27 protein-coding genes and 1 pseudogene are annotated in these 26,316 nt (G+C 49.5%); 20 read left to right on the top strand and 8 right to left on the bottom strand.

Annotated features, from left to right (window positions below; all coding sequences use genetic code 11):
* Positions 1-13 precede the first annotated feature (13 nt).
* Genes JOY50_RS13300 through JOY50_RS13290 form a run of 3 tightly spaced genes read left to right on the top strand, consistent with a single transcriptional unit; the run spans position 14 to position 1,861 of the window.
* A complete protein-coding gene (locus JOY50_RS13300) occupies positions 14-1,324 on the top strand; it encodes a hypothetical protein (protein WP_243055366.1) in 1,311 nt (436 codons plus the stop codon).
* Positions 1,311-1,694 (top strand): phage tail assembly chaperone, encoded by a 384-nt coding sequence (locus JOY50_RS13295; RefSeq protein WP_243055365.1) that lies wholly within the window; start codon positions 1,311-1,313, stop codon positions 1,692-1,694. Before JOY50_RS13300 ends, JOY50_RS13295 begins: the two co-directional genes overlap by 14 nt.
* A complete protein-coding gene (locus JOY50_RS13290; protein ID WP_243055364.1) occupies positions 1,691-1,861 on the top strand; it encodes a hypothetical protein in 171 nt (56 codons plus the stop codon). Before JOY50_RS13295 ends, JOY50_RS13290 begins: the two co-directional genes overlap by 4 nt.
* Positions 1,862-2,062: 201 nt before the next feature.
* On the opposite strand, the gene JOY50_RS13285 is transcribed toward JOY50_RS13290, so the two are convergent.
* Positions 2,063-2,278, bottom strand: a complete 216-nt coding sequence (locus JOY50_RS13285) for a hypothetical protein (RefSeq protein WP_243055363.1) — start codon at positions 2,276-2,278, stop codon at positions 2,063-2,065.
* Between the two features lie 64 nt (positions 2,279-2,342).
* Here JOY50_RS13285 and JOY50_RS13280 point away from each other — a divergent pair, with 64 nt between their 5' ends.
* The 8 genes from JOY50_RS13280 (at position 2,343) to JOY50_RS13245 (ending at position 6,669) form a co-directional block, all read left to right on the top strand.
* Complete coding sequence (locus JOY50_RS13280) at positions 2,343-2,546, top strand: hypothetical protein (protein WP_243055362.1); 204 nt, start codon at positions 2,343-2,345, stop codon at positions 2,544-2,546.
* The gene (locus tag JOY50_RS13275) at positions 2,536-3,000 is read left to right on the top strand and encodes a lysozyme (RefSeq protein ID WP_243055361.1); all 465 of its coding nucleotides are present in this window, start codon (positions 2,536-2,538) and stop codon (positions 2,998-3,000) included. The genes JOY50_RS13280 and JOY50_RS13275 overlap by 11 nt, the downstream gene beginning before the upstream one ends.
* A complete protein-coding gene (locus JOY50_RS13270; RefSeq protein ID WP_243055360.1) occupies positions 2,997-3,455 on the top strand; it encodes a lysis protein in 459 nt (152 codons plus the stop codon). Before JOY50_RS13275 ends, JOY50_RS13270 begins: the two co-directional genes overlap by 4 nt.
* Complete coding sequence (locus JOY50_RS13265; protein WP_243055359.1) at positions 3,455-4,411, top strand: minor capsid protein; 957 nt, start codon at positions 3,455-3,457, stop codon at positions 4,409-4,411. The genes JOY50_RS13270 and JOY50_RS13265 overlap by 1 nt, the downstream gene beginning before the upstream one ends.
* Positions 4,412-4,561: 150 nt before the next feature.
* Complete coding sequence (locus JOY50_RS13260) at positions 4,562-4,936, top strand: phage protein Gp36 family protein (RefSeq protein ID WP_243055358.1); 375 nt, start codon at positions 4,562-4,564, stop codon at positions 4,934-4,936.
* A gap of 6 nt (positions 4,937-4,942) precedes the next feature.
* Positions 4,943-5,419, top strand: coding sequence for a phage virion morphogenesis protein (locus JOY50_RS13255; RefSeq protein ID WP_243055357.1), 477 nt, complete (start codon positions 4,943-4,945; stop codon positions 5,417-5,419).
* Positions 5,416-5,859, top strand: coding sequence for a hypothetical protein (locus JOY50_RS13250; RefSeq protein WP_243055356.1), 444 nt, complete (start codon positions 5,416-5,418; stop codon positions 5,857-5,859). Before JOY50_RS13255 ends, JOY50_RS13250 begins: the two co-directional genes overlap by 4 nt.
* Positions 5,860-5,892: 33 nt before the next feature.
* Positions 5,893-6,669, top strand: a complete 777-nt coding sequence (locus JOY50_RS13245) for a hypothetical protein (RefSeq protein ID WP_243055355.1) — start codon at positions 5,893-5,895, stop codon at positions 6,667-6,669.
* A 213-nt stretch (positions 6,670-6,882) separates the two neighbouring features.
* On the opposite strand, the gene JOY50_RS13240 is transcribed toward JOY50_RS13245, so the two are convergent.
* Complete coding sequence (locus JOY50_RS13240) at positions 6,883-7,737, bottom strand: hypothetical protein (RefSeq protein WP_243055354.1); 855 nt, start codon at positions 7,735-7,737, stop codon at positions 6,883-6,885.
* A 65-nt stretch (positions 7,738-7,802) separates the two neighbouring features.
* Here JOY50_RS13240 and JOY50_RS13235 point away from each other — a divergent pair, with 65 nt between their 5' ends.
* The 7 genes from JOY50_RS13235 (at position 7,803) to JOY50_RS13205 (ending at position 17,815) form a co-directional block, all read left to right on the top strand.
* Entirely contained in the window at positions 7,803-8,210 is a 408-nt protein-coding gene (locus tag JOY50_RS13235) for a hypothetical protein (RefSeq protein WP_243055353.1), read from the top strand.
* Positions 8,211-8,516: 306 nt separating this feature from the next.
* The gene (locus JOY50_RS13230; protein WP_243055352.1) at positions 8,517-11,288 is read left to right on the top strand and encodes a phage tail tape measure protein; all 2,772 of its coding nucleotides are present in this window, start codon (positions 8,517-8,519) and stop codon (positions 11,286-11,288) included.
* Between the two features lie 47 nt (positions 11,289-11,335).
* Positions 11,336-12,208, top strand: coding sequence for a hypothetical protein (locus tag JOY50_RS13225; protein ID WP_243055351.1), 873 nt, complete (start codon positions 11,336-11,338; stop codon positions 12,206-12,208).
* Positions 12,205-13,134: a hypothetical protein gene (locus JOY50_RS13220; protein WP_243055350.1), complete on the top strand. Its 930-nt coding sequence runs from the start codon at positions 12,205-12,207 to the stop codon at positions 13,132-13,134. The genes JOY50_RS13225 and JOY50_RS13220 overlap by 4 nt, the downstream gene beginning before the upstream one ends.
* A 2-nt stretch (positions 13,135-13,136) precedes the next feature.
* Positions 13,137-14,645, top strand: coding sequence for a hypothetical protein (locus tag JOY50_RS13215; RefSeq protein WP_243055349.1), 1,509 nt, complete (start codon positions 13,137-13,139; stop codon positions 14,643-14,645).
* Positions 14,623-15,420, top strand: a complete 798-nt coding sequence (locus tag JOY50_RS13210) for a phage BR0599 family protein (RefSeq protein ID WP_243055348.1) — start codon at positions 14,623-14,625, stop codon at positions 15,418-15,420. Before JOY50_RS13215 ends, JOY50_RS13210 begins: the two co-directional genes overlap by 23 nt.
* 25 nt (positions 15,421-15,445) lie before the next feature.
* Entirely contained in the window at positions 15,446-17,815 is a 2,370-nt protein-coding gene (locus JOY50_RS13205; protein WP_243055347.1) for a phage tail protein, read from the top strand.
* 107 nt (positions 17,816-17,922) lie between these two features.
* On the opposite strand, the gene JOY50_RS13200 is transcribed toward JOY50_RS13205, so the two are convergent.
* The 3 genes from JOY50_RS13200 to JOY50_RS13190 all read right to left on the bottom strand — a co-directional run bounded on the left by JOY50_RS13200 (position 17,923) and on the right by JOY50_RS13190 (position 20,385).
* On the bottom strand, positions 17,923-18,879 hold the full coding sequence (locus JOY50_RS13200; RefSeq protein WP_243055346.1) for a hypothetical protein: 957 nt from the start codon (positions 18,877-18,879) through the stop codon (positions 17,923-17,925).
* Positions 18,880-19,095: 216 nt separating this feature from the next.
* Positions 19,096-20,070: a hypothetical protein gene (locus JOY50_RS13195; protein WP_243055345.1), complete on the bottom strand. Its 975-nt coding sequence runs from the start codon at positions 20,068-20,070 to the stop codon at positions 19,096-19,098.
* A 36-nt stretch (positions 20,071-20,106) separates the two neighbouring features.
* A complete protein-coding gene (locus JOY50_RS13190) occupies positions 20,107-20,385 on the bottom strand; it encodes a hypothetical protein (RefSeq protein ID WP_243055344.1) in 279 nt (92 codons plus the stop codon).
* Positions 20,386-21,182: 797 nt separating this feature from the next.
* Here JOY50_RS13190 and JOY50_RS13185 point away from each other — a divergent pair.
* Entirely contained in the window at positions 21,183-22,202 is a 1,020-nt protein-coding gene (locus JOY50_RS13185) for a DUF4365 and DUF1817 domain-containing protein (RefSeq protein ID WP_243055343.1), read from the top strand.
* A 148-nt stretch (positions 22,203-22,350) separates the two neighbouring features.
* On the opposite strand, the gene JOY50_RS13180 is transcribed toward JOY50_RS13185, so the two are convergent.
* The 3 genes from JOY50_RS13180 to JOY50_RS13170 form a co-directional block, all read right to left on the bottom strand.
* Positions 22,351-23,532, bottom strand: coding sequence for a relaxase/mobilization nuclease domain-containing protein (locus JOY50_RS13180; protein WP_243055342.1), 1,182 nt, complete (start codon positions 23,530-23,532; stop codon positions 22,351-22,353).
* Positions 23,529-23,822 (bottom strand): plasmid mobilization protein, encoded by a 294-nt coding sequence (locus tag JOY50_RS13175; protein WP_243055341.1) that lies wholly within the window; start codon positions 23,820-23,822, stop codon positions 23,529-23,531. The genes JOY50_RS13180 and JOY50_RS13175 overlap by 4 nt, the downstream gene beginning before the upstream one ends.
* A gap of 350 nt (positions 23,823-24,172) precedes the next feature.
* Positions 24,173-25,120, bottom strand: a complete 948-nt coding sequence (locus JOY50_RS13170; RefSeq protein WP_243055340.1) for a hypothetical protein — start codon at positions 25,118-25,120, stop codon at positions 24,173-24,175.
* Positions 25,121-25,696: 576 nt separating this feature from the next.
* Here JOY50_RS13170 and JOY50_RS13165 point away from each other — a divergent pair.
* A pseudogene (locus tag JOY50_RS13165) lies at positions 25,697-26,258 on the top strand (site-specific integrase); the annotation flags it as partial.
* Positions 26,259-26,316 lie beyond the last annotated feature (58 nt).

The raw sequence follows: 26,316 nt of genomic DNA, 5'->3' as shown, positions 1-26,316 counted from the left end.
AAGGGCTTGTTTGATGGTAACTAATAAAAAGAAAATCTCTGATCTGCCTGTTTGGGGCGGTGACAAAGAGATGAGGCTACATGCGCACAAGCCGGGTATGTCGCAGGCTGTTTCGATTGCTGAGATCGTTGCTGCCGTCCCGGTTCCTGAGGCTCAAGAGGGTGGGGCACTTCCGACTGGCGCTGTGGTGATGATGCCAGTCGGGGCGTATGAAGACTATTTGGAGTGCAATGGAGCAGTGATTGCTGACGCGTCTGCTCCTGAGCTTGCGCAGGTTTTGAAGACTGACGGGCATGGCCAAAAGTATGCTGGCTATATTGCAGACTCTGAAGTGAGATCTACGGTCGGCACGTCCGTTGAGATTTCGCATGCAGTCCGGCATAAAGGATATACGTTCTACAAGACTCCAACGGCTGGTAACTTGATTGTCGCTGTGGACTCGACTGGAAATGTAGTGTTTACGGGCACTACAGCAGCTTCCGGTGACTTATATGCGACAGAGAACGCCGTCTACTTTGTCAGTAGCAATAGTCTTTACTCCATTACGGTTGTTGATGGCGTTTTTAAAAGTCAGTACACAGGTGAGTCGGCTTCCTCATTTGGGGGTGTTGCTACTGTCAGCGAGACCGAAGATCTTTATATTCAGGCGACTGGTGTAGCTCGACTGTTTAACCCGGTTGCGAAGACGTCGCGCGCGGTCAGTTACGCTAATGGCGCATCGTTGTCCGGCATCTATACCGGCCTGATTGGATGTGCTGGTGGGCGAATCTTTGCCGCATCAACTATCAATACTGTGCCTGGGTTATACGAGTTTAAGTATGATCAAGTGACTGGCTTGCTTTCTGCTGATTTAGTTATGCATGCAAGTCCGGCGTTCAACGTTCTGGTGGCTAGCGTTAACAGTAGTGGCGTTTACTTTGGTGTGAATGGAATTCAGTATCGACTTGATGTTGCTAGCGGAAACGTCAATAGGCTGCATGCGCCGGTCTTTGCGTCATATAGCGCTAGTGTTTTTAAGGCGTATGCTTTGGATGATTTCGTTTTCTTCACGATGAACAGTGGAGGCAACCTAGCTTACATGTCTTTTGACGGCGGTAGAAATTGGGTTGGTGCACCAGGCTTTAACGCTAAGCTCTCGCTTGCATTCGTCGATGAAAGTACGGGTGAGTTGGTAGTTGCGGGTAGTGCCGGCTCCCAAGGTTCGGTTAATGGTTCTACTGGAAACATTCAGAGAAATTTGCTGAAACTGCTGGCAGTTGATCAGTTTATTCTTCCAAAAATTAATACGACTGCTGACGGATACAGATACTATGTCAAAAAGTAAGGTTCACTTCGCGCGGGATGGCTTTGTCGTCGGTGTCGGCGAAATTCCTGGTAGCGCAAACTTTGTGGAAGTTGATGGTGACGAGGTGCTGGCTGCTTTAAACGCTGGAAAGAGTGCGTCTGTAATTGACGGCCAGGTCGTAATTACCGAGAGTCGTGCGGAAAAGTGGTCTGAAATCCGTAGCGCACGCGACTTATTGCTTGCTGAGTCGGACGTTGAAATCCTGAAAATCAATGATCTTGAAGCGATCAATGGTCATGTTGACGTTGAGCTTCGTCAGAGCCTGGCTCAGTACAGACAAGATCTCCGGGATTTAACAACTCAATCAGATCCTTTCGACATTACCTGGCCGACTTGGAGTTCAATATGACAAAAGAAACAATCAAGCTTATCAAAGGCGAAGACTATGTAATCGTTGATCCCGGCTCAAGGGCGTATGAGCACTTCGTATCTTTGGGGTATCAAGAAAAAGGGGCGGCGCTAGAGAAGTCCAAGCCGAAGAGGCGGGTTAAAGAGTCGAGTGGTACTGCTGCTTGAGAGCTTTAATGCTAGCTTCGTTGCTGTAGATTTTAGTAATGCCGGCTGTAAGCTTGTCACGCGAGTAGCTATCGAGATGGTTGGGAGCTATTTGGCTGACGACGTAATCGATGACTATTTTGAAAAGCGCATCTCCGTGCTCTCGGCGCTCATTTTCGAACTGGCGATGCTCGATGTAAAAATGATACGGCGCCGGGTTTTTCATATATTCAGGTCTTCTTCAAAGCGATATTTGAGCATCTGTATCTCGTCGTCGAAGATCTGTTGAGCCGTTTCGCGTATAGCAATCAGTACAAGCGCTGGCTTATCTGTCAATCTGAATTCGTCTTGATGCATTTCCGTCGCAGCAAAGATTACACGTCGGCAGACGTCGTATCCAAACTTCTCTTGCTCTTTCGAAAATTCTTCGAATCGCATGCACAAACTCCTTTTAGATAGTGATACAATTATCAGAAAGCTATAATAATAACAAGAAGTGCTTATGTCAAATCTCCAAGAAGTGACGACTGAAGTTGTAAAGTCTGCGCCACCAATCGCTGTAACAAGTGCAATGATTATGGGTATTTCAGTCAGCGATTGGGCTGCAATTGTCACAATTGTTTACGCCTCACTCCAAATATTTTTTTTGCTTCGAAAGCAGTTAAAGAAAGAGCCTAAAAAACCGGTGGCTACAGATGCTAAGTAAACGCTTAGTAGCTGCATCCCTGGCTGCGACTGTTGCTATCGCTTCAGCTGTAGTGACGCATTTCGAGGGCTTGCGCACGAAAGCATATTTGGATCCTGTGGGCATACCGACCGTGTGTTTCGGACACACCTCGAGTGCCGCCCTGGGCCAGGTGAAAACCACCACTGAATGCCAGCAGCTCCTGGAAGCCGATCTCGCGGTTGCCATCAATGCCGTCGACAGCTTAGTCAAAGTGCCTCTGCCGGTTGAGCGGCGCGCGGCCCTGACTTCCTTTGTCTACAACGTTGGCGCGACGAAGTTTGCGAGTTCGACGCTGCTGCGGATGCTCAATTCTGGGGACGTGCGTGGCGCATGTGCTGAGCTGGATCGGTGGGTGTACGCAGGTGGTATGAAGCTCAACGGGCTGGTGGCGCGCCGGGCTGAGGAGCGGCAGCTGTGTGAGGTGGGGCTATGAGCAGGTATCTGGTAATCGCCTTGTCCGCCTTGGCGGCTGTGCTGTTGATTTGCTTTTTGATCAGCGACAGGGGGCGTCTGGCTGATGAACTGAAGGCTTCGCGCGCCATGGTTGTTCAGATGCAGGCGGACGCTGAATTTGCTGCGCAGACACTGGCCGCGCGGGATGCTTTGGATCGTAAGTATTTTCAGGAGTTGTCGGATGCTAAACGCGAAAACGAAAGCCTGCGCGCTGATGTTGCTGCTGGCAATAAGCGGGTGCTCGTCAAAGCCAGTTGTCCAAAGCCAGTGCCGGGCCCTGCCGGAGCCACCGGCTTGGATGATGCAACCGGCGCCGAGCTTAACGCCGATGCTCGACAAGATTATTTCGATCTCAGAGAGCAAATAGTCACCACCGAAAAGCAGTTAGCTGGGCTGCAGGAGTACGTGCGTACTCTTGTTCAGGCGGTGAAGTGATGTCCAAGAAAAGTAACCGTCACGCTGACGACACGATCCGCCACCAGATCATGCTGCGGGGTCAGTACACCAGGATCGCTAAGCAAGCAGTGGCTCACCTGGCTGCACTCAAAGGGCTGATCAAAGCTGAGCTCGATGAAGCATCGACAGCGAAGAACTGGAGCGCAGCGGCGAAGCTCAGAAAGACGTTGTACAACTTAGACAAGCTCGTCGAAGCTCAATATGCAGTGATGTCAGACGAGCTAATAGCTGAGCTGTCCGACCTTTTTTACTACCAGAGCGAGTGGACTTCGAAGCTTCTGGGGGCGGACGTTGGCTACTCCGTGCTGACAGAAAACGCTGTGCGGGGGCTGATTGAGAGTGACCCCTTTGATGGCAAAATCCTATCGGAGTGGATTGCGGAGCAGAGGCTCGGGACACAGACCAAAGTCAAGCAGGCAGTCAGGGTAGGCGTGATGAATGGCTTGCCGGCTAAGGATATCGTCGATGCGTTGATGAATGATCCCGCTAGCCCTTTTGTGGGTACCCGTCGCAACGCGGAAATGTTAGTGCGCACGGCTGCAGCCCATGTCTCGTCGCAAGCTGACATCAGGTCTTTCAGACAAGCCGGGTATGAGTCGTATCAGCTGTCTGCAGTGCTCGACACGCGTACTACGAAGCTGTGCGCGGCGTTGGATGGCAAGGTCTACAAGATGTCCGATCCGGCTCGAAAGGTGCCGCCGTTTCATCCCGGCTGTCGTACAACAATGATTGCGATTTTTGATGGCGATGAGCCATTTGGCGATAGCTACGAGACCTGGCTCGGCAAGCAGAGCGAAGCTGCTCAGCGGAAGGTTCTGGGAGCGGCTAGGTACAAAATGTGGAAAGCCGGCGCGGCGCTGGAGAGCTTCGTGGATCTGGACAGCGACCACGTCATCCCACTTTCCGATCTCAAATCTTCTGAAAGTTTCGCTTGACCAAGATAAACACGACCAAGTTTCTGACGTCACATTGCCACCCCCGATGCTATTCATCTCTCTTTATATAAAGAAAAGAAGTAGAGGGAGGGCATGGGGGGTGAGCGGTGCAGAGGTTGCTTACTTAGCAAGATTGGATAAGGAAAACTTATGAATATCACAGCTTACGCAACACCCGATGAATACCTGAATGAGTTTAGCGGTGACCTCACTCACGAAGACAGCAGCACACGCATCCCGCGCACGCTTGAGCGAGCTTCTCGTCTCGTCGACACGTACATCCGCTCGACGGGCATTGCAGTTCCGCTCAGCGATCCGGCAACTCTACGCGACGTTAAGGGCCCTGTGCTCGACCTTGCTCGGTATTTCGCTTGGCCCGACCAGCCCTCAGAAGAAGTCCGTGCGCGATACGAAGATGCGATCAAATTCCTAGAACTTGTGAGTACAGGCAAGATCAAGCTCGTTGTCGCTGGCCAGGAAGTCGTCAAATCCGGCTTCACCAACATCCGACTTTTTCGAGCGTAATAACCTATGCTGCCACTGATCGCCCGAGCCCTTGCCGCAGGCGGACAAAGCAACGGCCCTGACTTCGAACTGACTGTAGATACAGCCCAGCTCCGCGCGCTAGCAGACAAAGTAAAACGCCTAGGCCCGCAAAACCCCCACATACACCAGGCGCTAACGACTATCGGGCAAAACTGGATCAATAGAATCAAAGCCAACTTCCGCAACTCTATCAGCCCATACGGCGAAGCCTGGGCGCCAATCCACTACCGCGAAGGCCAACCTTTGCTCGACACTGGCGCACTACGAAATAGCATCAAAGCCGAAGTCAGGGGATTGCAAATCGTACTCGGCACAAACATGAAATACGGCCAAACCCATAACGAAGGGCTGAGCGTCAAAAAGCGACAATTCCTCCCCGACTCTGAACGAAAACTTCCAAACAACTGGCAGCAAGAGTATGAGAGAATACTTGTAGAACAAATACAAAAGGCTCTCCAGTGAACATAACTTCACATCTCGAAAACGTCAAATCATTGCTCGAGGGGTTGCCATCAAAGCCAATAATCAAACTTTTTTCGGGTACTTTTGCTGATACAGATTTAAAAAATCTTCAGCTTGACGGCCAACGTCCATATATTCTACTAGCTTGCGCGGGAGGCCCTATCCCTGAGAAGTCAAAGCGCATAAAGCTCGAAGTAGATGCTGTTTTTGGCGCTTTTGTGATCGGCAAGACTGATCCTAGTACACGCGGCGTTTCACGAGTTGCGTCTGATACTGCTGTCGAAATTGCCAAGCTGATCGAGAAATATAGAGCTAGCTCAGACTCAAATACTAAGCTGCCTGAGTTACAATCGATTGAGGAACTTTTCTCCGGAGAGAAGAGTGGCAATAGTTACTCCGCGTGGAGTGTTCTCTGGGCTCAAAGAATAGTCCTGGGATAAACCGAACTACCTATAATAATAAGAGGCTACAAAATGTCCTTAGGTTTTAACGCGCCTGATACCACAATCGGTTGGATCGCTAACGGCGGTTTGCTGATTTCCAAACTGGACGCTAACGATCAACCCATCGGAGGTTTCTTCACTGTCGGCCAGGCATCGTCCGCAGTTCTAGCCCTGTCCAGTGACAAAGTAGAAATGCAAGACATGGTTTATGGCACGCTAGGTGTAGCGAAGTCCAAGATCATTAAAAACACTGCCGAAGCCACGATTAACCTCAAAAGCTTTTCGCCCGAAGTGATGGAGCTTGCCCTTTTTGGTCAAGTCACCGAAGACATCGCAGAAACGGGCGCCACGGCTACAGCCAAGGCGTACAAAGGGCGCAGCATCATCGTCAACGGCATCATCGCTGCGGTCACGAGCGTCAAAATCAGTGGCGAAACGGAAGCTCTCGCCGCTGGCACTGACTACGTCGTCTCTAACGGCTCGATCTACTTCCCGGCCACCTCTAGCATCACTGATGGCGAACTGGTTGATGTCGTGTACGACAAGGCAGCCGTGCGCCGAATTGAAGGGATGGTAAATACCGGGGTCGATGTGATGATCGTCTTTGATGGCGTAAACTTAGCGGAAAGCGATACTCCGGTCAAAGTGACCTATCACAAAGTTTCGCTTTCGCCGGCAGCTCAACGTCAGCTTCTGTCTAGCGACTACGCCGACCAGGAAATCAAAGGAACTCTCCAGGTCTCTAAAGCCGTGACCGGCAGCGGACTCAGCAAAATGTTCAAAGAAGAGCACGTCGTAGCTGTTTGACAGCAAACGTTGAGACTGCAATTGCGCATTTCCAGGCTTGGCTTTCCAGCGCGGCCCCCTGGGTTTGGCAGCGGTGGAGCTGGAATTCACCGACGTAGTGACAATCTGGACTCACGATTGGATTCTGACCCCACGGCTTTACGGCCAGGAGCTAAAGAATCGCTGCGACTACAGCTTTCATCTCAACACCATCGGGGCCAGTGGCCCCTTTTTTTATTCATCAGCAACGACTACGCCCATCTTCTTGCTAGCAATCATGATTTCATCGATGTCCAGTAGTAGATCATTCAGCAGTTCCTGGTCACCAACAATCGTTTTGATCATCGCTATTGTTTCAGTTGGGCAGGCGTCCTTCTTGCCACATTTTTTCAGCATATTCCTTGCAGTCCTGTAACCGATGGAAACTCGACCGTTGTAGCCATTACTGGCGTATTTCTCGATCATTCCGATCCCGGCAGAGCGATTTTCGTTGTAGGTGTAGGCAACTTGCTGACCGGCCACGACCGCTTCATCAAACAGGCCCATGAATTGGCTTGGTGTCAGGTTCTTGGCTTTCTTCCAGGCGGGCAGTAAGGCGGCTTGGTAAGCAGCGGTGCCGTTGACATAAGCATTCTTGGCGTGTAGAGCTTCATGAAACATCGTTGCTGTATCTTCTATCCAGCGAGCGTCTGTGACCACGATTGCAGTAATTTTTTGATGGTCACCATTTCCTGGAATGTTCTTACCGCTGACGGTATAGGCGCGTACACCCGATTCTGCAGTGAGATTTTTGGAAATTCTGGTTAGTAGATAGTCAATTGTTTTGGTAGAAAGTTCAGCGTTTAAGAATGCTTCGCCATCAATCTGTTTTAGAAAGCGCCCGCGATCACCTTTGGCAAAGTAGACAATTGAGGCGTCTTTGGGAAGCACGTCTTCTACTGCAGCGAACAGTTCATGAGCCTCTGAATTCGGCTTGTAGATGTTAGCTGACAAAGCAGGCGTTGCGCACAGCAGTAATGTGTAACCAAGAACTCGTATACCCTGCATTCGATCTTCCTTGAGGGAGCTTGTTGAGGCGATTGTAAGCATGCGCCCATCCAAGTCAATCTTAATGATAAGATAGGAGTATAAAAACAATAATAAAAGGTAGCTGTATGTCTCTGCTCGATCTTTTCATCCCATCAAAAAAAGTAACTATCACTCAAACCGTCGGCGACCGCCCTGAGGTAGTGCTTGAAGTCTATGGCCTGACGACTGAAGACATCATTTATCTCGTCGACAGTCACAGCAAAGTCCTAGCCGCGATTTTCCTTAGAAACGCAAAAGAAGAGCTGAAGAGCTTGGAGAATTCCAAAGAGATCATGATGGAATTCCCTGCGTTCGGCGCTGCTTGCATTGCTGCTGGCTGCAAACAGCGCGAAGCAGCTGAGCATGTACAAAATTTACCAGTACTTACTCAAGTAGAACTTCTTTCAGCAGTTTTCGCTTTAACATTCCCTGAAGGCCTAAAAAAAAGCCTGGAGAAACTCGCGCCAACAATCGCACGGCTGCTGAAGAAGTAGCAGCTTACGAAGCTCAACGGAAAAAAGAAGATGCCGGCACAGATGAATCAATCGATGACTTTGTCGGCAGCTTACTGAGTACCTGCGAGTTTCTAATATCTCGCGGACACAATACTGCAGATCTGAATCCGTACAGATACTCAATTCGCAAATTATTTAAAGTGGCGGTTATTCAAAAGGATAACTACCGCAGCGAACTCATGGGTACCCTTTTTGCTCAGCATCTAAGTCGCATTTCTTGCGTGTCTGGCGATGTTAAGCCTTTTAATGATTTGATGACTAAATTGGCCGGAGAATAAAAATAATATGGCTGCCAGTGCTGTAATTAATTTAGTCTTAAAAGCTAAAGACCAGGCGTCGAGTGTTCTCACAAGCACCGCCGCTAAAGTAACCGCACTTGTCGCGTCTTTCGCGGGCGCAGTTGCTATCAAAGAGACTGTCCACAACTTAACTGAGCTGGATTTTGCGGCTAAGAGGCTGGGAGTCTCGATGCAAGATTTAACGGCGGCTCAGTATGCGGCGTTCAACGGAGCTAACGTTTCTCCGGATCAATTGATTGACGCGCTGGATGAGGTGCGCATTAAAGTAGAGGAATTCAGCTCCATTGGCTCAGGTGGTGCTGTCGACTTCTTTGAAGTGCTTAATGTCGATGTTGAGAAGTTCAACAAGCTAAATCCATTGGAGCAGTTGGAGAAAATATCTGAAAGCCTGAAAGGCATGTCAGATAACTCCGCGTTTACTTTCCTGGATCAAATAGGTTCTGACCCGCTTCGTAATTTGCTGCCAGTATTGCGGGATGGTGGTGGTGAATTTAAGAGGCTCATGGAAGAAGCCAAGCGCTTTAATCTAACGCTTAGCGACACTGAGACTATTGCCGTTTCGCAACTGGGCAAAGCATTTTCGCAACTAGGAAATGTTGGTAGTACTGCTTTTAGTAAGGTTTTCGCGGAACTGTCTCCGCAGATTACTGCTGCCGTGCAACTAATCACTGAAGCCATTGTTGGTATGTCTTCTGATATCGAGAAGCCAGTCAAAAGCATTGGTGATAAGTTTGCAGATGTTTTTGCTGGGATTCTTGGTGGCGTGGTATTTGCCGGGAAGATAAAAGACACATTTGACGTTGTGTTTAGTTTTTTGGGTGAAGGTTTTCTATTCGTAGTCGAGTTATTTATTCGCGGGCTGACGACGATTGATGAAGGCTTCGTTAAAACTGCGAATGGAATGACGAATATCTTCCGTGCAGGGTTCTCAGTCATTGTTGGCTTGTTCAATACTCAGGTTGTACAGCCGATCAAGAACTTCGCCGACGCGTTTAACATGACCGGCGCGTCTGAGAAGATGGATCGCTTTCAAAAGAAAGTGCTCGCTCTTCAGGCTAGTTCGAGAAAGCCGATTGTAGTAGCGAAGCGTGAACAGATTGAACCGGTTATTGAGGCTGTTGAAGGCCTCAGGAAAAAGCTTCACGAGGTCGGTAAAGAAAACTTCAACATTCTAAATAGCGATGCTGATCAAAAAGCGGCAGATGAGCTACTAAATAAATTCAAGACGCAAATCGTCAAGAATGAAGATGCGACTCAAAAAGAGTTGGATGCACGGCGGGATAAGTCCAATCAAAAGAATATTGCGAAACTTCAGACTAAAAACGTAGAAGCATCGGCAGCTATTGCAGCAACTCAAGCAAAGTTACAGGCAGATCTCGCTAAAAAAGAAATCGATATAACAATCTCGAAGCTTGAGACGAAAAAGCAGATTGAGCTATCAGCACTGCTAGAGCGCGCGCGGCTAGAGAATTTGTCGGCAGTCCAGGTGGCTGACGAAAAATTCCGGATCGAGATGGAAGCCGCTAAAAAGCTCAGCGAGCAAAAAAGGCGGTCACTCGATCTCGACATCAAAGCGCTCCGGGGGAGTCTCGCGGGCCAGCAAAAGCTCCTGGGTGTCACTCAGAACCTGAACGACCGGCCTGGCATCTTGGCGACGATCAGCCAACTCGAAGCTGACATCACTAGCAAGCGTGCCGATCAAGCTACGATTGGTGCAGAGCTGATCAACCAGGCCTCGCTGCTCAGAGCTGAGCGTGCAGCTGAGCTTGGCGTGATCAAGCAGCAACTGCAGCAGATCAAAGACGACGCGGAGATCGAGCTGCTGGCTATCGGCGGTGACCAGTTCAGCGCTGACATCAGGAAGATCGAAGCTGATTTCAAAGACACGATCAAAAACATGGAGTCCTTAGGCGACGACTCAACAGCTATTCAGAAGCTGATCAGCGCGAAGAAAGCACAAGCTGAACTGCAAGAGATCGAGCGTCAGTACGCGACTTTGAAGTCAAGGCTTGAAAAGCATCAGATCTCCCCCCTGGATTACCTCGACCAGGCGAATAGGCTGGAGGAGCGGGGCACAAAGGCTGCTGAGGTTACGGGTAACTCAGCCGACCTTGAGAAAGTTAAGGATGCCGCGAAGGCCGCGCGGGCCGAAGTTTTTGATCTGTCCACCCTGACTGACACCGTCTCGGACAGCCTGCAAGGCGGGCTCGAAGGCTTATTCACAGACTTCATCTCGGGCACGAAATCAGCAAAAGAGGCGTTCTCGGACTTCGCACAGGGCGTGCTGACCGAGGTCTCTAAGATCATTGCAAAGCTTTTGATTCAGCTCGCAGTGCAGACGATGCTCAACGCATATACCGGCGGTGCTAGTTCTGGAGCCAGCTCACTGATGAGTATGATCGGGGCTGGAGTAAAACATGATGGCGGAGGGATTGGTAGTTCGGGCCGCAGTCGGAGTGTTCCATTGAGTCTTTTTGCCGGCGCGCAAAGTTATAGCACGGGTGGTCAAATCGGTTTGAAGCCCGGTGAAGTCCCGATCATTGCAGAACAGGGCGAGTACATGCTTACTGCAAACGATCCGTATCACCCGAAAAATCGTCACAAGCTTAAAAGCGCTGCGGTTGATCAAAGTCCAAGAATCACCATCAACAACGTACTTGATAGACCAAGCCTCGCAAGCGCGCTCGAGGGCCCTGAGGGCGAAAGAATGGTTATGAATCACCTCAGGGCAAATCGCGGAGAGATCAAAAACTTGTAAGTCTTATATGTTAAGATGAGTGAATAAAAGCTAACAAGAATAACAATATGGCTTTCGTTCACTCTACTCATGCATCTGGAGCTGACTACCTGTCGGCTCTTGCCGTTTCCATTTTGCCATCAAATAACTGGGTTGCTGTCAAAAGTAGCGACAGCGAGATTGTATTTAGACTGCCGCATGCACAGGGCTATATAGCATTTATAGTCGCCGGGGATGTGTGTGAAATACAAGCGTTCCAAGAATATGAGCCTGCTGTTTCGGCTAAGCAGCAGGCTGCCGGATACAATACTGCGTACTCTCCGTTTCTGCCTCGCTTCAGGGTTCCTGCAGGCGCTGTTGAGGTTTGGACGCTTGTAAGCTCGCGGCGTGTTGCTGCTGTTATTAAGTCTGGCGATGTGTGGCATTCATTTTATGCTGGGCTGATGTTGCCATTTGGTACTAATAAGACTTATCCGTTTCCGTGTTTCATCGGCGGCTCTGGTCAGATCGGTAATGCGACTTATGAGTCTGCTTATCCTTTCTTTTCTGGTGGAGACTCTTATTGTCCGAAGGTCGTTCTACCTGACGGCCAGTGGCAGAAAGTTGGCGGTAATGCTGGCGGCACGTCTTCTTTCTACAGTTTTCCGTATTCGTATGCCTACTCCTATGTCTGGCCGTTTGATGGCAAATTCCAAAAGCTGGGGAGCAAGTTGGACGGGTCGGCGATGTTGTACCAGGCGTTAGTGTGTAGTTCTGGTCGTGTTGATGCAGCTGATGCGTTGAATGCTGATGACGGTAAGTGGCTTGGCTATTTGGACGGTGTGTTCGCGGTTTCCCAAGGGCGGGCGGCTGGTAGTGTGATTGAAGTTGATGGTGTTGATTATCTGGTCGTTCCAAATGTTTCTAAAGTATCGGAAACTTATGCGCTGAGGCTCTCATGAGATATTACACATCGGCTTACTCGTCCGCTGAAGACTTGGTCGCTATTATTAACCAGCGGCTGAAAGCGGAGGGGTGGACTGAGCATAAATATGCGGATATGCCCGATCCGCGCATTGGCAAGCAGCTGCATATATCAAAGGGTGGTTTGCATTTTGGGCTTAGGAGTCTTGGGGCTTATGATCCGTACGTTGATTACTACGCGGAGCGTGGGCATGGGCAGCAGGGCGTAATCATAAATTTAAAGACTGGATTTGATGGCAGTGTTGGATATTCTTCTCAGCCAGGTTTTCAGTTTTCGCCCAAGTGCTATTTGGAAAGTGGTAATAAAGGTGTTTGCCACATCTTCACTTCTGCTGATTATGTTTTGGTGATTACTAACTACGAGTCTGATCAGTATTCGTGCTTGGCTTTCGGAGAACTTCCGGTTTTTGTTGGGGGTACTGGCGGGCAGTTTGTGGCGTCTACAAATGCGTACGAAGCGACTAACCGTGAATCGATATTTGCTAACGCTAGTAATTTTTTTGGCCTGTATCTGAAAAGTTCGGAGTTCACTGGGTTTGACCGGGGCGAGAGAACTGTTGGCACGCTATCGACTACTTCGCGTGGTGCTGTTTACGGGCTACCGCACATGCATGCCGGAAACTCGTCGTTTGGTAGTGTTGGGTCGGTAGTTAGATCCTCTAGTTTATCTGGTGGGTATAGCGGGCTTATACCGGTGGATTTGTTTACTTCGCATGTTGGAATGTATTCGCCGTATAGTCAGTTCGCTGATCTCTTTTATGTGTCTCTTGATGTTTTAGAACCTGGGCAGACGTATGAGATCGGTAGTTCTAAGTTCATGGTTTTTCCGCAGTTCAAGAAAGAGTACCCACTTAATCGAAATGCCCCGCATTACAACCTCGGGCTGGCTGTCCTTTTGGATTAACAATGAATCAGATTTCTAAAAGCTTTGGCGATTTTTTCTTTGATAATGTCTTTTTGACTCCGGCAGTGATCGAAGCTGGTATCGTTGGGCCGTCAGATGTGTTCGACTTTGAGCTTTGGCATTCTTTTACTGCAGATCAACTTCTTACCGGAGTGAACGAGTCAGGGGGAAATGGCCTCGTACTTGACGGGGCTAAATCTGGCGTGCTGCCAAGCTTTGCATCGACTGAGTACCGAGTTTTTCTGAGTCAAAGTGGGGGCGGGCTCATAGCCTACGAGGCTGGTTTCGACTTCGGCTCGCGTGGCGTTTTCCCGTTTCGTTTGACCGCGACCATGGCTACTATAATTGCAGATGGAATCGATTGGTCGACTCAGCCAGAAATGAATGTGCAGTACTTGACTGAAGTCCTCGAAAGCTTTGACGGCACTGAACAGCGTATAGCTTTGAGAGATCAGCCGCGAGTTTTACTCACTTATCAGTATCTGCTTGATGATAGTGCGCTCATTGAGTTTGATGTGAAGTATGGGAACTTCGGCGGGCAATTATTAGTTCCGGTGTGGCCACAGGCCTCCGAGCTGACAAACGATGTTGTTCCTGGTGATCGGACTATCAATCTCGAAACTAATAGATACATAGAATGCTCCAATACGGTGATGATCACTGATGGCGTTGATTCAGAATTTGTTGGTGTCGAGTCCTTCGCCGAAGGGCAGGTGGTCTTATCTAATTTGGCTCAGAAAAACTTTAAGATTGGCTCTCGGGTTGTGCCGGTTCGCGCAGGATATAGCTCTGATGAAAGCAGCGCAGATGTCAAAACGGACTCGCTAGCAAGCCATGGCATTACTTTCGATCTTGACGAAACGATGTTCAGTAAGCCGACCCCAGTCGATAGTTTCGAGAGATACAAAGGAAAGCATTTAATACCGTTCCGACCTGATCGCTCAACTGACATAACTGTACAGTATCAGAGACTACGCGAGCACTTCGATCCAACCATTGGCGCGCGGAGCATCTACGAACGCACACCAGGCGCTGTTCGCATATTCAGTCACAGCTTCAGGTTCTTTTCAGAAAAGGAGCGCCAAAACTTTGAAGACTTCGCGGAGCTGCAGAACGGGGCCCAAGGTGAATTCTGGATGCAGTCTGCCTCTATCGCCATGGAAATTTCCGAAGATATTTACGACGAGACGTACAAACTAAAAATAAAACCTGTTGGTTACAGCAGGCTTGATAAATCAAAGTCATTTCCTCCAGCGATAGCTATTCATCTGTATAATGGAGCTACGATCAAGCGATCTCTAGTCAGTGCGAAGTCCATAAGCGGTTTTGAAGAGATAACTCTCGACAAGCCGCTCAGCGACATCAAAATCGAAGACGTAGATTCGATCAAGCCTTTGTACTTGTGTCGATTCGAGTCTGACGACTTTAGATACGTGTTTGACACGACGCAAGACAGCACAATAACAAAAACAATAAGACAACTTTTGCATGCTGACACTACAGACAATTGAAGCCGCTCTCTCTCTTTCCCGTCCGATTGAGCTCTATCTTTTCGAACACGGGGAGAGTAAGTACGCATATACCAGCGGCAGCAAAGCCCACATGCACGTCGACGGCCTGGTCTACAATCCCCTGGCACTGCGGCGCGGCAAGCTCCAGCGTACTAATGAAGACTACAAGAACCGATTATCTGTAGAGCTTCCAGGTGATTCGCCTGTCCCGCTACTCTTTCGCTCCACGCTACCCTCCAACCATGTAACACTGAAAATATTCCGAACTCAGCGCGACGCAAAGACACAGTTCATGAGTATTTTCTCCGGTGAAGTGGTCGGAGTGACCTGGAATAATTCAATCGCAACTCTGGATTGCTGCCCTGCAACAGCTCTGTTGCGCCGGCAGATCATGCGCACAGGATATCAAAGTCAGTGCAACCATCATTTGTACGACCAGCGCTGCTCACTTGAACTTCAAGACTGGCAAGAAGAAACAATTGTCGAGTCAATCTCAAACAGCGGCTATACAATTGAACTAACTAACAGAGCACACGAAGCCGAATACTACAAAGCTGGTTTGCTGTCAACAGATGGATCTGACTTCAGGCAAGTCAATTCTGTGGACGGTAATTTCTTTGAGTTGATGTCGCCGATTGACGGCTTGTCGGTTGGGGATGTTGTACAAGTTGCGAAAGGGTGTGATCGATCTGCTGCTGCGTGTCAGTCTTTCGGAAACTTTGACAATTTCTTGGGGTTTCTGACGATCCCGACCGACAATCCTTTCCAAGCCTAATAATTATAATAGAAGGTGTGATTTCATGTGGTTGATGGCTGTAACGCTGCTGCTAGCAATTATCAGCATGGTGGTTTTTAAGCCGAAGGTTCCTTCGCCTTCTGCTGCCGGGCTTGAAGACTTTAGCTTTCCATCAGCAGCTGAACGTCCAGTACAGATCCTCGCTGGCACCAGGCGACTGAGCGGGCCCAACGTAGTTTGGTATGGCGACTTGGGGACATCAAAGATCGTTAAGAAAGTGAAAGGTCTCTTCTCCACGACGAAAACAACGACTGGATACAGGTATCGCATGGGTATACAGCTCGGCATATGCCATGGCCCTGACGTTGTCTTGAGAGAGGTTAAGTTTGGCGATCACGTGGCCTGGAGCGGTGAGTCAACGGGCGGCGCTATTCAGATCAATAAGCCCTCGCTGTTTGGTGGGGATGAAGATGGCACGGGTGGGGTTTCTGGCACTCTGCGCTTCTACGGCGGATCTCTAGTCCAAACCGCGAACGCATATCTGGTTGGTCTGCTCGGCGCTGACGTCGTATCCCCGATTCGTGGTGTTGCGTATGCGGTGCTCGAGGGTATGTACATCGGCAACACCTCGACACCCGAAGCCGTTAGCTTCGTTTGCTCGCGCTTCCCAAAATCACCATCCGCGGCCCCCGAGTCGCAGCTGTACGAGCGCATCGGACTGGACGCAAATCCAGCGTATTTCCTACACGAAATCATCACGCACCCGACTTTCGGCGCGGACATCGGATTTACCACGGTCGACGTCGACTCTTTCGTAGCCGCCGCTAAAACACTGCACGACGAAGGCCTCGGCATCTCGTGCGTCATTGACTCCGCGCGCACAGCTGCTGACGTGATCGAAGACATCAAAAAGATCATTCAAGGCTCACTCAACACCGACCCAGAGACGGGGGCGCTAAAGCTCAGGCTCATTCGCAACGACTACGACTTCGATGACATCCCGGAGATCGGCCCCTGGAACATCAAATCGCTATCGGATTTCAGCCGAGGCTCACTCGACACAGCGATCAACGAAGTGAAGCTCAAGTACGTCAGCCGAAACGATGACTACACCGAGCGCACGGTGATCGCCCAGAACAGCGGGCTACGCATTCATAAGGGTGATTCGGACGGCCAGACCATTTCAATGCCGATGGTTTCTACACGGGAAACCGCCGCGAAAATTGCTCAGCGGGAGATTTCCGCAATTTCTGTCCCGCTCGCGTCGTGTGTTGCCGAATGTCATCGCTCAATGGCCGACGCAGAGGTGGGGGATGTTGTGCAGCTCACGTGGCCGGCCCAAAAAATCGAAAAAATCGTCATGCGCGTCACTGCTGTCGACCTCGGAGCACCCACGGATGGCGCGGTAAGGCTCACGCTAATCCAGGACGTTTTCGGCGTTTTTGAGAGTTTCTACACCGCTGGAAACGAAGCCCAATGGCAGAAACCATTGTTCGATCCGGTCGACGTCACGCGCTACGACATCATCGAAGCCCCAACAATTCTCACCCCGCAGCAGACTACTCGAAGCATCCTCGTCCTAGCCGAAAAACCGGGGGCAGGCCTGGACTACCGTCTGCAGGTCAAGGGCAGTAGCGAGGGATCTTGGGTAGACGCTGGGCCGCAGCAGTTCACTCCACTCTGCTTCCTCGGCAGTGCTTTGATAGCAAACCGGTTTGTTGAGAGCGCTGTTGAGCTGGGAGGGGATGTCGGTGAACTGGATAGCTATTCGTCGGAGGAAGTGAGGAGGGGACTCGGGTTACTGCTGGTTTCCAGCGTGGCCGGCGTTGAGTGGATGTCTTACGAGTCAGTTTCCGGGTACGGCTCAGGCTCGGCAACTGTTGGGACTGTCAATCGAGGGCTGTTTAACACAAAGCCTGTCGATCACCCGGTTGGCGCGCGGGTGTGGGCTGTGAGCGAGGGCTTTGCTGTTACACCCTGGCAGTATGCCGTTGGTGAGACCGTCGCGCTGAAGATGCTGGTTGGCACGCAGACTGGCCGGCAGGATTTCGATGAGGCGGCGCAGAGGTCGTTTGTGGTCGGCGCGCGGAATGATGAGCCGTGGACGCCTGGCTGCGTAAGGGTTAATGGGCAGGAAGGCGGGTTCATCACTGGGCCGGCTACGGTCACTTGGCGGAGGAGGGATGGGGCTGTGCCGGCTGTGGTGTTTGATGGGGATGATGTTAGCTACGGCTCTGCGTTGACTAGGATTGTTATTAAATCTGGTGGAGTGGTTGTCAAGGAGGTTGCGGGTCTTGATGGGGAATCATGGGTGTTCGATGACGAGCAGGCGCTGAATGATGGGGCTTGGTTCTCCAACCTAACGTTTGAAGTGTCTACCAATAAAGTTGGGTTTCCGTATTCGACTACTGTAGTTATTGTCAGTACGCGTTGATGTTGACCGCTGTGTGCAATCCCCCTCCGCAGCGGCTTTGGCGGAATGATGTAGGTGGGGGCGCACCAGCGAGTATAGTAAAATCCGAGAGCAGAAGTTTTAAATCATCATCTGTTCTTAAAAGCCTTTATCTTGTTTTTTAATCTGAAAGCCCAGCTGGATATTTTCGTGTATCCTTTTCCAATTATGTGAGTTCCGACTGGCCCACTGTGAAATACATCACGGGATGGATAGTCCGCATAATCTCCATATGTGTATCCCACGCGCTCTACCGTGACCGTGGTTGAGCCTTCTGGAGGTCTAAGGAATTCCTCTAGTTCATTTTCACATGTGAAGTTATCAACAATTACGGTTTTGTCGTTGATTGTATAGGTGTTGCCACGGTATAGGAAACTCTCTTGGGTTAAGCCTTCGCTGTTCTTGGTGGTAGCCACAAATTGGAGAGCGTCGCTATATTCTTTACCTTTGTGATACTTTCTTACTGGATGTACCGGGATGATGAAATTGTTTCTCAGTGATTCTACATAAATATTCCAAAATTTCTTGTATTTTTTTACTTTTGATACACCCTGAGGTGTAACTACTAAAAGGGTTTTACGAATTTTTCTATTGGCAAGAAGTGAGTCTATGTCGACTTTGTATGTGGATGAGATATAGCCAGAAACACCTTTTCTTAAGTCAATTTTTATGGTTTCAAAAGGTGCTATGACTCGCGGAGACATTTCGTAGTTGACAAGTTCTAGATGTATGTTGCTTCCAATCCTTAAGTATATATAACTGATTGTGGCAGATTTATCTTTTTTGTTTTCAATGATTATGTCTGATACGTACCTTTGTTTGCTCCATACGCTGGCCGATGTTCCGAATATCCCATAGAAACTTGTCCCTTTCTTTAGAAGGAATTGGTAGCCTGTGTAGATTAGCGCGATCATGGCTACTGCGAATGAAAGTACAGCAACTGCTAGTGATGACGTGGATATTATCAGGTTCAGCAGGTCTGTATTGCTTAATCTAGAAGGGTCTATATCCATTACTTTGCTGAATATTTCCTTTAGGCTCTGCATTGAATTCCTTTTTAAAATCTTGTCTATGGGCTGAATTAACTGTTGATGTAGACATAGCGCGAAGCTGGCCATGCATCGACGATGTGCATAATAATAGCTTGGCAAAGCGTTGAATACACCCCCAAAGCACCCACTACGATTATGTGAGCTGTCGCAGGAGGCTTGGGTGCAGGCGCCCATCCGCGAGCTGACTCACTGCTTATCAAGCGTGATTGGTTAGACCGATTGCAGGGGGAGGTGAGGCTGTGCAGTTATCCAGCCAGTTTTGGTTTTTTGTATCGCTCCAAGCTCCTCAGCTATTTTAAACGCTTGGCAAGCTTTAACATTTCCAATCCGATTTTTAGTTGCAAAGTCCTTAACCTTGATCTTGCTATGCATTGGCAATTCTGCAGCCTGCTTCATGAGTACATCTAGAAGACTGTTGTTCGACACCAATTCAGTATTCTGCTCGTTCTCCGACACTGCTATTACGACAGATGATGGGATCGACGCCTCTTCTATCTGAGCGACCTCTGGCTTTTGTCTCGGAAGAATTGCAAGGATTAATGCAGGTACGAGCTCTAGCGACAGCGCAAACCCAGCGCAAAGGATGGCGGCCAAGAGTGCAGGAACGGATGACGCTTTGACTACAGAAGCTTGGATTCCGGAGATCTCATAAGAATTCGCTTTGATCCGATCCATTGCAGCTTGGCGCTGTGTGTCCGTCCGATTAAATACGGCTGACTCAAGCTCCTGTGCTTTTGTGATCATTCCCCGCTCTCTCAAGGCTGCTGACTCCACGTTCGCCTTATTTTCCGCATTGCCCAGAGCTGCCAAGAAATCTGAGTCTTTCTTAATCAATGCGGTGAGCTGTTCGGCGCGCGCGCCGCTCAGTGCATCGTGTAGAGCCTTACTTGCATTGATCGATCCAACCAAGCGATCGTACGTTGCCCAGCCGGAAACAGCCCCGAGGGTTAATGAACAAAACAGCAGTCCAGTAGCCGCAACCCAAGACCGCTCGATGATTAGTCGCATAGCTACAGGCCATGCGAGGTATTTAAAAACGTCGAGCAAAACAGCGGCGCCGGCAAATATGATTTTGAGAAACGGATCATCGATTAGACTGTAAACAGTCATAGCCACAGATATGGCTGTTACTGAAGACAGGGCAAAGGCCAGGCAGCCGAGTGCCTTGGACAGTTTCGCGTCCATGATCTAGTTTCCTTGATTGATTCGTGTGTGAGTTTCTTACTGGTCGATATTGCTTAAAGCTCTAAAACCCATAAGCGTGCTATATAGCTCATCTATATGATTGATGATATTGAAATCTGCAGAAAAGCTCTCTACTTCCCTCAGCTCGGCATGGCCAAATACTGTACAAACTAAATAGAGCTCGCTCTCAATAATTACGAAACCGTCAAATTCGGACTGGATAGCAAATCTTCGGCTCTTATGCATATATTTGACTTCATACATGCCACCACCGATAAACTTAAAGTCTTGAAGCTTTATCGACGAGATATGCATTACTTTCCAGGCCCAGGAAGCCAAAGGTCACAAAGCGTCTCATGCAAATGCCTATCACTGGTAGGCACTACATTTGCTATCACGTACCTGTAGCCATCGAGAATCGCCACTAAATCGCCTTTCTCGACTCGCAGATCCATCACAAAACCACAGGCTTCAGTGACTGTGCCATCTTGCAACGATGACCTCCCAGAGATATGCCCGTTACTACAAAAGCGCGCATCACGAAGCACGCGAGTCACCGGCTTCGGGAAAAGTAGGCTGTGGTAGTACTTTGTGACTGTGTACGGAATCAGCACGACGTACCACACAACGTACGCCCAGTACCTGAGTTTCGCAGCAAGCATGCCCAACATTCCTACCCCTCCTGGGTGGCGCGCCGAGCCAAATCCAAGCCGCGACGACACGACGCCAAAACGTTACTGACCCCTTGCGGACTCGTCCCAACCCGGCGCGCGGCTTCGGTTGTAGACAAACCCTCAACGAGCACCAGGCGCGCGGCTTCTTGGCTTGCACCACCGCGCATGCGTAGAAGCTCTGCAAGCGCGCTGAATTGATCTTCTGTCACCGTTCCCCCTGAGACCTTTAAGCAGGCGAGGGGATCTTAACGCGCAGGAAGCCGTTTGCCTTCACTGATGACGACATTACACCCTTAAAGGTTACATTTGCAATCCTTTTTCTCAAAATCAGGTGGGGGTCGCAGCTTGCATGGCTTCATAAAAGGCTAAATTTTGCACATAATGCGTTCAGACTGGTGCAGTATGGTTCAAACTACCCGACTGAGATGGAGTATTTGCATGGCACGAGGATTTCCAACGTACAGTAAAGCTGCTCGGAAGGGTGACCGAGGCGTTGAGATAGTATCGCGCGTAATTAACGAAGAGTTCGAGTGGCTATTTAAGCGTAATCATCAAGAACATGATTTCGGGATCGATGCGCACGTAGATGTTGTACTTGAAGATGGAGCTGTCACCGGGCAAATGCTCGCGCTACAAGTTAAGTATGGTGCCTCTTTTTTTAGTGAGAAAACTAAATGGGGTTACGTTTTCCGTGGCGAACAAAAGCACTTCAACTATCTAGCCAATTATCCAGCACCTGTTTTGATCGTGATTTGCGATCCTGACACAAATGATTGTTACTGGGTTCATTTCGATCCAGGCGCCACAGCCAAGGCAGGTGAAAACTGGAAGATTACTATTCCTTTTGAAAACAAGCTTGAGACGTCTAAAGAAGTAATTACCGCTTTGCTGCCGCCTCCGGCGGATCATTTGGGTGAAGTAGAAAATTATTGGCTCATGAATGACATCATTGTCAAGCATAATCATTTTTTATTCGCAATTGATCGCGTTGATGTCGAGTCCTTGGACTTCTCTAACGTTCGAGGATTTTTTGATAGAATTAGATCTACGCGCGAACTTGCAGAGCATTGTCAGGGGAAAGTAGAAATTTCATTTCATGGGTACGATCATGATCCCCGTGAGTTGTATGAGATTTCGGAGGTTCGTGTATTTGCATCAAAACTCTCAGCAGTAGTTCCAGAGCTGTTATTTTTTGCGTACACCGGGGATCAAAATAAAGGCTTAAGGGCTATTGCCATGTGCCTTACTACTGTAAAGAAAATATCTACAGTCCCGAATGCGGACGGTAAAATTCCAATCGAATTCGCGACCGACAAAGTTGCTCAGTTTCTTGACGAGCTTTGGCCTGGTTTGAATGAGCTTACCGACTGGCTAAATATGACAGTCGAAGATAATAAGCGAATTACCTTTGCTGCGGTGCGCGCCTTAGGCTTCTCGCCACCGACAGATGAGACTTAAGCAACGCACTAAAAGCGCTTGTAATAGTGGTGTGATTCTCTTCCCCAAATGCGCCGTTTGTGTATGTGGTCGTTGCCGATTGACAAGTTAAAATCGTACCCAGCTACGTATTGGCCGGGTACGATGGCGATAATCGCAAACAAGCGTGCTATGGATGTGGTGAACCAACCTCGTACTCAGGTTGCCTTTGGGTTGGCAGTGATAGGGGTTGACCAGGGACGTACTCGATATAATATTTTGATGGTCTATTGTTGGCGCCTTTGAAGGTCAGATCGATGCCAAGCAAGGTTTCCAAAGCCTCCAGGATTAGCCTGACGTCTCTGTCGAGCCGCCAGTTGTTCGATTTGACTTTAATGTGCACCGGCCTTTGGGCTCCGGTTTCGAAGAGCAGGTAGAAGAATCTGAGTCGCTCAGTTCTCTGATATTCGTTCTGATCTCTTCTTGCAATTTCTCTCTGAAGTTCATGAATGGTTTGCGGATCATATCCAATACCTTCTTGTGTGATGAGTTTTTGCCACGTAAGACGCGAGCGTTTGAGCTGTCTGCCGGAGATATGTTTGCCGTCAAATTCGTAGCTGATGCCTTTCGGTTGGCCTTCGTCGTTCAGTGTGAGGTGGATGTAGACCTTTTGCTTTCTCAGCGCACGGACGAAGTCGAACATGTCGCCGTCCCTGGCGTTCGTGGCTTCGATGGCGCCCGCGATCTTGGCGATCATTCGGTGCTTGTGTGGGAGTTCACCATCACGGATCGAGGCCTTTACTTCCGCGTGTGTGAGCGCGACGCCCCAGGTGTCTTTGGGCTTGGGGGCTTTCTGCAGGCCGAAGCGGTCTTCAATCTCTGAAACTGAGGTCAGGCTGACTGAGCGTTCGTTGCTGTCCTTGACCATGCTGAACTCCTCGTTGAGCCTGATCCTGTTGGCAACGATGTGAACGTGCTCGTGGTCTTTGTCACGGTGCATCACAGCGATGTACTGATTCGTCTCGTCGAAGCCCAAGTCGCTCATGTACTTCTGGACTGCTGAGCGCCACTGTGAAGCACTGAGGGACTCTCCAGGGCGGAGGGATAGCATTGCGTGGAAGACGGGCTTGATCTGTTTGTCAGAGTCAATGGACATCCGGCGCATGGCCTCCACGCTGTCAAACTCCTGGATCATTTCCTGGACGCCAGTTTCATCGCCGGCGAGGATGCCGGGGAGGGGATCTGAGCTCGTGCAGTTTGAGTCGATGGTGCGGATGCCGGTGATCTCGTGATCGTGCTTCGTGCAGCCGAAAATGTACCGGATTCTGTTCTTGAATGAACCCGAAGATTTAGGGAAGATCTTGCCTATCATTGAATACCTCCGGCGTTGATGCGAGCAATGTGTTTCACTTTTTCTAGAAGTGCGTCGCCGGGATATTCAGCATTGACCATCGAAGCTAAATTCATCAGTTCGCGTGCGATTTGGACAACGTCTCCACTGATTTTTGGTTTGACGTTGTTGCTGATCACGAAGTCTCGGATAAACGCTCCCGCAGCTTGGTAACCCGCCTGGGTCATCTTGGTTTCGAGGATTTCCAATTCGGACTTTGACAGTCTTATGGTGATCCTTGATTCTTTGTTCTGTTTGACCTGATCTTCCATTGTGCTCACCTTTTTATTGTTTTTATCTGAGCTTTGCTCTAACGCAACACCCGCAGGGATGTGAGTAGCTTTATTGTCTGACATAGACACAACTGGCTAGCTACTGATCTAAGCTTAGTATGCGGATGGAGCTTCTAGTGTTTCAACAAGAAAATGAAAATATTTTTGTGTATACCTGAACTTCGCAAAGAGGGTGTGTGAAGTCGCAAGAGGGGAGTGCGGTTTCACAGTGCGTGAGTGTTGTTTCGCAATATGTGAGTGCGGGTTTCGCAGAGGTCTAAAGCGAAACCGCAGATGAGGTTTGCGGTTTCACTAGATAGGTAAGCAAAATTTGGCGATATTCTTAGAGCTTATGCCTGATAGACAATTTTTTCAATGTTGTAGTGGTCTAAGGTTGTCATGGACATTGGGAATGCAATTCCGTTCTTGCCGCTAGCCTCAACAGTTCTAATGCATTCGCGCAAGAATTCAAGCATCGGTTGTGCAGGCGAAACGAAGGAGGATAGAGTGTTCGAGAAACATCCTTTAGCACTGGCTTCAAATTCTTTTCTCATGCCTAGTACAGCCACTTCATTAGTGGGGACAAGAGTTTTCTCTGTGAATGGGACTAATACACCATCTTCTCCTCGTTTGCTATCCATTCGATAGACGTATAGTTCGTGGCGTCTTTTTACAGGACACCATACACCTGCGACAATCTCTGTATGCATTGCCTTGAATTCATCCATGTCCAGCTTGTACTTGGATGCAGACATCAACGCCTCATTCATGGAGTATTCAATTGTGTCTGCTATTAACTCCCCGGTGAGTAGGCCTTCGAAGTCCCTATTTAGAAACGTATCATCATCCCAATACGAGAGTCCCTTTGGGCTTTCCAGTGGGTTGGGTTGGCAATGCCGGATTGCGGTATAGACTATGGTTCCATCTATTTCATGCCACTTGAAGCTAATTCTTAGGTTTTGCAGGTGGGTTGTGATGCTATTCATAATATGCTGTGCTGTCAGTGTGCTGCCCGCAAAGCTTATCGCCACATTGTTTGTCTCAAATACTTCTTTGTAGTCTCTGAAAGACCCGTCTGGCATGAAGTATGGCTTCCATAGCTTTACATCAATTTGATGTGTTTTTCTGAATCCGTTTAGAATTGTTCGCCCAGTAGAATGGTTCGTGATGGCTGAGTCAGCTGCAATAAAAATCCCATCCTCTTCCATTTCGGGGATGTACGTAGGGTCGTCATCATCCCCATATCGGGAGTAGTCGAACGATTTAGTATGCTGATAGCCCGCGATAATTAAAGTCATCTTGAATTTAAATCCTATTTGTGCCAATTGCAGTATTAGCATTAGGGCGGAGGCGTGCGTGAAACATGCGCCCCCTAGCTCTTTTGAGTTCGCAGGGGTTTCTAGTCATGGCATTGGGCTGCATGGCTTCATGCCTAGCTCTTAGTTTGCTCTCGCATCAATACTAATATCATGTCTCTTGTTATCCCACCTCTACAAAAGGCTAGAAAAATGGGCAGTGCCAGTCGGTAGTGCCACGAGCTGAAGCTACAGATGTGCCGATCTGTCCAGTCAGACTCAGTCCAGCCAGATAGGAGGTGGGGATGAAGTGTACTGATGGGGTATGCGCGCTTGCACATAGATTACACACGATAACGGCTACAGGCCCTGAAGATACTGGCTAGACAGTCCAATCCATCATCGGTGCAACGCTGAAGCGGCGTGACGGCTCAGGGCGCGTGGTTTCTGGCTTTGAGGCTGATTCTAGGGGCATTCTGGTCTACGCATTTTGTACCATTTTTTCGGGGTGTTAGGCGTTTTTGGTGTGACAGCTGGTACGAAGTACCACCGCAAGCCTCGCTTGTACCACCGGAAATCCTGGCAACGATTAGAACAAGGAAAAAGGCCGGTGGAACGGTAAGCTATACCGTCCAGATCCGCCTCAAGAAAAGGGTGTCCTAGTCTACCAAGAAGCCCAGACCTTCGCCCGTTAGCAGGCAGCGCAGGCCTGGGCGAAGCGACGAGAGACAGAGTTGGCAGTGCCAGGCGCAATCGAGCGCGCCAACCGTGGTGGGCATGCAGTCAAGGACGTGATTGATCGCTACCTGGGGGAGCCGAGAAAGCCCGGCCGCTGGGTAAGACGAAGCGGCAGACCCTCTTGGCTATCAAGAACAGTTACCTCGGCGAAGTGGTCGACTCCGACATCTCTCAGCAGGTGCTGGTGGACTATGCCCTCTGGCGTATGAGCCCTGAAGGCGGTGGCATCAAACCGCAGACAGCTGGCAATGATCTGGCTCACCTGGGTTCAGTGTTGTCGCTGGCTAGGCCAGCGTGAGTGGACGAGATCAACCCCCAAGCTATGCCCGACGCAGGCCTTGTCCTGAAGTGCCTCGGCTACAACATGAAAAGCCGGGCGCGGGTTCGCAGGCCAACGCTCGAAGCCAGCTGGAGGAACACCTCGGTGTCGATTTGTTTGAGCGGCATGGTCGCCATGTGCA

It is taken from the genome of Pseudomonas sp. BP01, from assembly GCF_022760795.1.
Classification (GTDB): domain Bacteria; phylum Pseudomonadota; class Gammaproteobacteria; order Pseudomonadales; family Pseudomonadaceae; genus Aquipseudomonas; species Aquipseudomonas putida_Q.
The sequence above is the reverse complement of the archived record's forward strand: the minus strand, read 5'-3'. Positions and strand labels throughout refer to the sequence as shown.